The sequence below is a fragment of the Barnesiella sp. CU968 genome (assembly GCF_905219685.1).
Taxonomy (GTDB): Bacteria; Bacteroidota; Bacteroidia; order Bacteroidales; family Muribaculaceae; genus Lepagella; species Lepagella muris_A.
Window position 1 is genome coordinate 1 of the sequence record NZ_CAJMXD010000145.1, and the last position, 6,898, is coordinate 6,898.

The following is a 6,898-nucleotide window of genomic DNA, read 5'->3' on the forward strand; positions in this document are numbered from 1 at the left end:
GGTTGTTATATGCCTGTGCCAATGCGAACGCAGATTGAGCGTACAGACGAGAATTTTTAGGTTCTTTATCAACAACCTTTAGATAATTCTTTTTAGCCGTTTCAAAATCGTGGTTGAACATTAATGCTTTTTCTGCAATCCTGTAATTATACAGAGACGTGTTCCGTGGAGTTACTTGGATAAGGGAATCCAAGTATGTTTTGCTGTTGCGATAATAAATAGGGGCAAATGTCTTATCTTGTGAATATTCCGCCCATAATCCGTAAGTCCATTGGTATGCCTGATAATATTTTTCAAGGAGTGTGTCTGACAGGCATGAAGATTGAATTTTCTTAAGTTCATCGATTGCTTGACTGAAATGTCCGGAGGTGGCATATGACATTGACTTGTGTATTTTCACCTTTGCGTTAAGATCGTAGTCTCCCGTATCGGAAACAAGTTTTTCAGCCAAGTTGATATATTTCATTGCCGAGTCAAAACTGAGGGTCAGATACTCCTCGTAAAGTCTGTCGTATCCTTTAAGCTTATCCATTATCGGGGCATTCACCGGGATTCTGGATTTAATGCTGTCTATTCTGCGTTTTTTATTTTTGAGGAATGTATCCCTGATGCTAAGCACGGAATCGAGACTTGCAAGGTCATTTTGGGGCTTGGCGTAAACAGGGGATGTCGTCAACAAAACAAGGAGCATAAATATTGGGAACGTTCTCATTTTATTCATATCTCAGTTTATTTGTATGCAAAGATAATATAATTTTTTTAATACCCAATGAGATCTATCCTTCTTATTAACACTACCTGATTCCAACTTAACTTAATTCCTAATAAATCTATAATTAATGAATTACCCCCCCCCCGATGCGCTACTTGAACTACTTAAAACTACCTGCCAACTACTTGCTATTGATAATTGTACGTTGTGGTTATAATTTTACCACAAAATCAATAAACAATAATTAACCTAAATCTTTATGAAACCTTTTAATTTAACATTTGGACGGATGGTGCTTCTTGTGGCAATGTTGCTGCTGTCGCCGCATGCGTTCGCCCAGGTGAAAAAAATCTCAGGTACCGTGACTGACTCATCGGGTGAGCCGTTGATAGGTGCGAGTGTATTTGTTGTAGGAACCAATAGGGGAGCTTCGACAGATATGGATGGAAGATACACGATTGAGGCGAAAAGTAACGACAAGGTGCGTTTTTCCTATATCGGGTATAAGACAAAGACTGTTAAGATTGAGAATCGCACGGTTATCAATATAACGCTTGAGGAGGACAATACGGTGCTTGATGAGGTAGTTGTTATCGGTTACGGCACCATGGATAAGAAAGAGTTGACCTCAGCAGTGTCTCATGTCAGTGCAAAAGACTTCCAGTCCATAGCGTCGACAGACGTGTCTATGCTTATTCAGGGCAAAGTGCCGGGGCTTTCGGTTGTCAACACGGCTGCCGCCGACCCTAACTCGGCAGCGAGTCTCCAGATTCGTGGCGTTTCATCGCGCGAGGCTGGTCTTGGTCCGTTGATCGTGCTTGACGGTGTGCCCGGAGCAAGTCTCACCAATATCAATCCGAATGATATAGCATCTTTCGACGTGCTGAAGGATGGAGCCGCATCCGCTATTTATGGTACACGTGGTTCCAATGGTGTGATTATCATCACTACAAAGAAAGGTGCGCAGGATGGAAAGGTGCATACCACTTATTCAGGAACTTTCTCATGGGACAAGGCTAACCGTGACCTTGACATGATGAATGCTGAGGAATATAGGGCCTGGCGTATTCCTTCGGGTGATGCAGCAGTGGATCTTGGAGGTAATGATGATCTTTTCGATATGGTTTCCCAAACCGGTTTCAAACAGACGCATACTTTGACAATCAGCGGAGGTGGAGCCAATACAAATTATCGGGTATCAGCAGATTTTCGCAACGGAGACGGCGTGGAGAAACGTGGAAACCGTGAAGAATATGGTGCTCGTGCCACTATAAATCATGCTACCAAGGGCGGCTTGTTTAACGCCACCTTGAATGTCGCACCCCGTATCGTCTATCGCAAACTTGCTGATAATGACGTGTTCCGTCGTGCGATAGAAGCGAATCCGACCACACCTGTATGGGATCCCAATGTCCCCGGGAAATATTATGATTTCTCAACTGTCAATGGTTTCGTGAATCCCATGGAATCTATAGATCTTGTGCAAGACAAGAGTCAGGAGAAGGTGCTCGACTGGGACGCTACCGTCAAGCTTAATCTCCTTCCCCTTTTCCTTCCTAACGCAAAATACAGTCAGAATCTGTCGACTCAGATAACTTTCGCCGATCATCAATACAATAACGACGGCAGTTATTTCGAACCGTCGACAATGAATCAGAACCTTAAGATAAAGAAGAAAGGATATGCAAGCCGTACGGCTAACAATGCCCGTAGCATGAGTCTTGAATGGCTTGTTAATTATAATATCGGAATAAAGGATCATAATATCCGTGCCATGGCGGGTTATTCATACCAGTATTGGCAGAACTCAGGTTTCTCCGCCAATAACTATGACTTCGCCAACGACGGTCTCGGCGCTGACAATCTTGGTTCCGGAGAGGGCGCCAAGGAGGAAGGAGAGGTAGGCATGAGCAGTTACCGTAACGACAACAAGCTTATTGCATTTTTCGGACGTGTAAACTACGACTATGCCGGACGTTATCTCTTCACAGCTTCTTTGCGTCATGAAGGTTCATCCAAATTCGGAAAGAATCACAAATGGGGTAATTTCCCTGCCGTATCCGCCGGCTGGCGCATATCCGAAGAGGAATTTATGAAGGATACTTCCTCATGGTTGAATGAATTGAAGATACGTGCTGACTTCGGTGTCACCGGTAATCAGGAATTTGGCAGCTATCTGTCGCTTGACACAATGGGCTCTTTCGGCTATAGCTACTACAACGGACAGTGGGTGAAAGTGTGGGGACCCGGAAAGAATGTCAATCCAGACCTTCATTGGGAGAAAGGAAAGAACTGGAATATTGGTCTTGATTTCTCACTCTTCAATAACAGGCTCTATGGTTCGTTCAACTATTTCAACCGCCGCCAGCAGGATCTGTTAGGTAATTATCGGGTGCCAATGCCTCCTTATCTCTTCACTCACACCTATGTGAATGTGGGAACAATGAAGAACACCGGCTTTGAGTTCGATATCACCTTTAACGCCGTCCAGACACGTGATTTCACGTATACCATGAATTTCATAGGTACAACGCAATCCAACAAGTTTGTGGATTTCAGTAACTCCGAATTTGTAGGTAACGATTATTATGACGTTGCTTATACGGAAAATCCTTATCCGAATATTCCGCTCCAGCGAATTGAGAAAGGACGTTCTATCGGAAGTTTCTATATGTTCAAATATGCCGGTATCAATACCGATGGCGAATGGCTCATATATGACAAGGATGGAGACATCATCAAGGGTATTCAGGGTTCTGAGGCTGACCGCCAGTATGTAGGCAACGGCTTGCCCAAGTTCACACTCTCTACAAGCCACAATTTCCGCTATAAGAATTTTGACCTTTCCCTTTTCTTCCGTGGTGCGTTCGGTTTTGATATATTCAACATCCACGACTTCTATTACGGCACACGCAATTTCCCCGGAAACATGCTGTGTAAGGCATATCAGAAGAATGAGAAGATTTCATCGAAACAGAATCCCATTGTTTCCGATTATTTTCTGGAACGCGGTGATTATTTCAAACTCGATCAGATCACGCTCGGCTACACGCTTCCCACGCCCAAGGCACGATTCATGGATCAGCTCCGAATTTACGGAACAGTCCGCAATGTGTTCACCATCACAAAATATAGTGGCATGGATCCCTCAAATTTCCAGGTTAATGGTCTTACACCGGGTGCTCACGGCGGTCGTGGATATTATCCCACCACGCGTCAGTTCATAGTAGGCGTGCAGCTTGATTTCTAATTCCAAGTAAAAACCAAGAATTAATTAAAAATGAAACCATATAAATATTTAGCGGGCTTGGCTATGGCTACGTTGACATTGTCCGGATGTACGAATCTTGACGAGACAGTGTATGACCAGATAAGCTCCAACAACTATTTCAACACGAAAGAAGACGTAATTGCTATGGCGTTCCGTTCTTTTGAGCACGGCTATTGGACAATAGTGCCACGCTTCAGGATTCAGGAGCTTCCGGGTGACCAGCTTATCATTCCCCGGCGCGACGGAAGCTGGGACGATGGCGGTGTGTGGCGTCAGTTCCATTATCACACATGGACTCCCGATATAGCGCGTCATGTGCATGACGAATGGGATTCCTGTTTTGCAGGAATCGGACAATGTAATTTCGCTATTGACCGATTCAGCGAGCTAGGTCCTGCAAAATTCGGATTCTCTGAAGAGGAGTTCAATTCATTAAGGACACAGAACAGGGTGTTGCGTTGCTGGTATTATATCCGTCTGCTTGACGCATTCCGCAATGTGCCCTTCTCAGTGAGCTATGATGATCCGTCGAAGAACAGCATGGCTCAGGTTCCGCCGGAATTTATATTCAACTTTGTAGAGACCGAGCTTAAGGAATCCATTCCTTTGCTCTATAAGAAAGAAAGCCTTGGTTCCGGCTCTCAGTATGCCAATCTATGGACGCAGGGAGGAGCGGCAGATTTGCTCGTTAGGTTGTATCTCAATGCAAAAGAATGGATAGGGGTTGATCGTCTCGCTGATTGTGAGAAGGTTGCGCAGGATATTGTTGACGGTGTTTATGGTGCCTATAAGGTTGATGACCGTTGGGATGCGCCTTTTGATTCAGAGAATGACAAATGCGACGAACTCGTATTCTTCTTCTCCGGATCTTGCAATTACACAAGCTGGCACTACAATCAACTATATAATTGGGGCGTGCCATCCAATTCAGAACTTTTCTTTAACGACTATAAGGTGAAGCATGGCGGACATAACGGAGAGTTTGTATGCTCGCCGAGTTATGACCCTACGGGCAAGCTTTATGATTTTGAACTCGGCATGACGGTGCAGAAATTCAGGAAATATCCCGGAGATGTGCGTCTGGCGAAATATAAGAACCTCGGAGGAGGTAAACGTGAGGGAATGTTCCTTTTCGGCAATCTTGAATATACTCAGAACGGAATTAAGCGTAAGTTGAAGGCTCCAGAGATGCCATATGACCTTTGCATCCGTGATGCCGTGGGACAGTTCCATTACATGAAAGAAGACAAATGGCTTACATCCGCGAATAGCGACATGACCACCGGTGATTATAACTCCGGATGGTACACGGTGAAGTATCCGATGTATAGCGACACGGATCCGGGTGCCGGAGAAGGTGACTTTGCGGAAATCCGTCTGCCGGAGATCATATACGCTCTTGCAGAGTGCAAGCTTCGTAAGGGAGATGCAACGGGTGCCGGTAAACTTCTCAACAGTGTGCGCCGACGTTATTATCCCCAGGCAATGCTCAGACATGTGCTGTATGCACCTGAAGGTAATGTGGATCTTGACATGGACGAGATGCTTGACGAATGGGGACGTGAGTTCTTGGCAGAGGGACGCCGCCGTATAGATTTGATCCGTTTCGGAAAATTCTGTACCGGAAAATGGTGGGACAAGAATCCGGATGCCGACGACCATGCGAAGATATATCCTGTGCCGCGCGTTCAGATCACAACCAATCCCGCGCTCAAGCAGAACCCCGGCTATAATTAAACAGCTTCTAAACAGCTTCTAAATTGAGTAATGAATAACGAAATCAAAGACATGAAGATATTTAAATTAACATCGTTTGCAGCAATTGCAGCAATCATGCTTCTCGGTCTGTGCACTGCAAGCTGCGATGAAGAGAGGGATCTCGTGGTTATCGAGGGAAACATACCCATCAAGACATCCACTCTTTATATAGTGGGTGATGCCACACCTGCTGCATGGGATATCAATAATCCGGTGCTTTTGACAGCCAGCGCGGAGGATCCGCTTGTGTTCATATACGAGGGGAATCTGACAAAGGGTGAGATGAAGGCATATCTGACTCCCGGAAACTGGGAGTCGCCATGCGTGCGTCCGATGACAGCCTGTTCTCCAATAAGTAAAGCCAACATTGACAAAGAGCCGTTTCAGCTTTATTCCGGAGGTGAAGACCTCAAATGGTCGGTGAAAGATTCCGGTAACTATCGGCTTGTGTTCGACTTGCGTAACTGGACATTCAGCACCACGTATCTTGGATTATGAGACTCAAGACTTGTAAACAGGTAGTTTTAGGTTGCCTGTGCGGTTTCCTTGCCCCGGCTTTTTTGTGTCGGGGTGGGGAGATCCATACTCACAAAGCACCGCTTTATTGGTCAGTTTATGAGTATGCCCGAGAAATGGAACTTGCAGGCATACCGTATCATGAGATGGATCTCTCTTCGGCTCAGTGGGATGCCGTGATCGACATGATGTCGACAAAATTCAAGTCTCATGGTTACGACATGATCTGTACTGACGGGTTCCTGCCTCAGACGGCACGTGACGGAAGTGTCTACATGACACATTACGGCTCCATGCCGTTGAAGACACTGATTTCCAAATGTCGGGTCAATGGCATGAGGGTTGGAGTCTACGACAATCCCTTATGGATAAAGGGGGATCTTGATGCAAAAGTTCCGGGTACGGACTATACGTTACGTTCCCTGACGCGCAATTCGCAGGATCAGGTGCTTTATCCGGAAGTTACGGATCGCCCCGATTTCACATGGGTTGTTACGGATCATCCCGGGGCGCGAGAATATATCGACGGATTTTTCAAGCATTACCATGACATGGGTGTGAATTTCGTAAGGATGGACTTCATGTGCTGGTATGAGGATGGCGACCCGGGACGCGATTATCCGGTTACGTGCGGTTACGGC

3 protein-coding genes and 2 pseudogenes are annotated in these 6,898 nt (G+C 45.7%); 4 read left to right on the forward strand and 1 reads right to left on the reverse strand.

The genetic code is table 11. From position 1 onward, the window contains the following. Positions 1-721: pseudogene (locus JX312_RS07065) on the reverse strand (hypothetical protein); the annotation flags it as partial. A 250-nt stretch (positions 722-971) separates the two neighbouring features. On the opposite strand from JX312_RS07065, the gene JX312_RS07070 reads away from it, so the two are divergent. From JX312_RS07070 to JX312_RS07085, 4 genes and pseudogenes are all read left to right on the forward strand, one after another. Beyond that, on the forward strand, positions 972-3,962 hold the full coding sequence (locus tag JX312_RS07070) for a TonB-dependent receptor (RefSeq protein ID WP_204457513.1): 2,991 nt from the start codon (positions 972-974) through the stop codon (positions 3,960-3,962). A gap of 30 nt (positions 3,963-3,992) precedes the next feature. Further along, positions 3,993-5,720: a RagB/SusD family nutrient uptake outer membrane protein gene (locus JX312_RS07075; protein ID WP_204457514.1), complete on the forward strand. Its 1,728-nt coding sequence runs from the start codon at positions 3,993-3,995 to the stop codon at positions 5,718-5,720. A gap of 51 nt (positions 5,721-5,771) precedes the next feature. Then, on the forward strand, positions 5,772-6,239 hold the full coding sequence (locus JX312_RS07080; RefSeq protein ID WP_204457515.1) for a SusF/SusE family outer membrane protein: 468 nt from the start codon (positions 5,772-5,774) through the stop codon (positions 6,237-6,239). Continuing rightward, a pseudogene (locus JX312_RS07085) lies at positions 6,236-6,898 on the forward strand (hypothetical protein); the annotation flags it as partial. The gene JX312_RS07080 and the pseudogene JX312_RS07085, both read left to right, overlap by 4 nt.

What these genes read in the sequence shown, in the direction of transcription:
- JX312_RS07070 (WP_204457513.1), top strand. Translation starts at nt 972, where the DNA reads ATGAAACCTTTTAATTTAACATTTGGACGGATGGTGCTTCTTGTGGCA.
- JX312_RS07075 (WP_204457514.1), top strand. Translation starts at nt 3,993, where the DNA reads ATGAAACCATATAAATATTTAGCGGGCTTGGCTATGGCTACGTTGACA.
- JX312_RS07080 (WP_204457515.1), top strand. Translation starts at nt 5,772, where the DNA reads ATGAAGATATTTAAATTAACATCGTTTGCAGCAATTGCAGCAATCATG.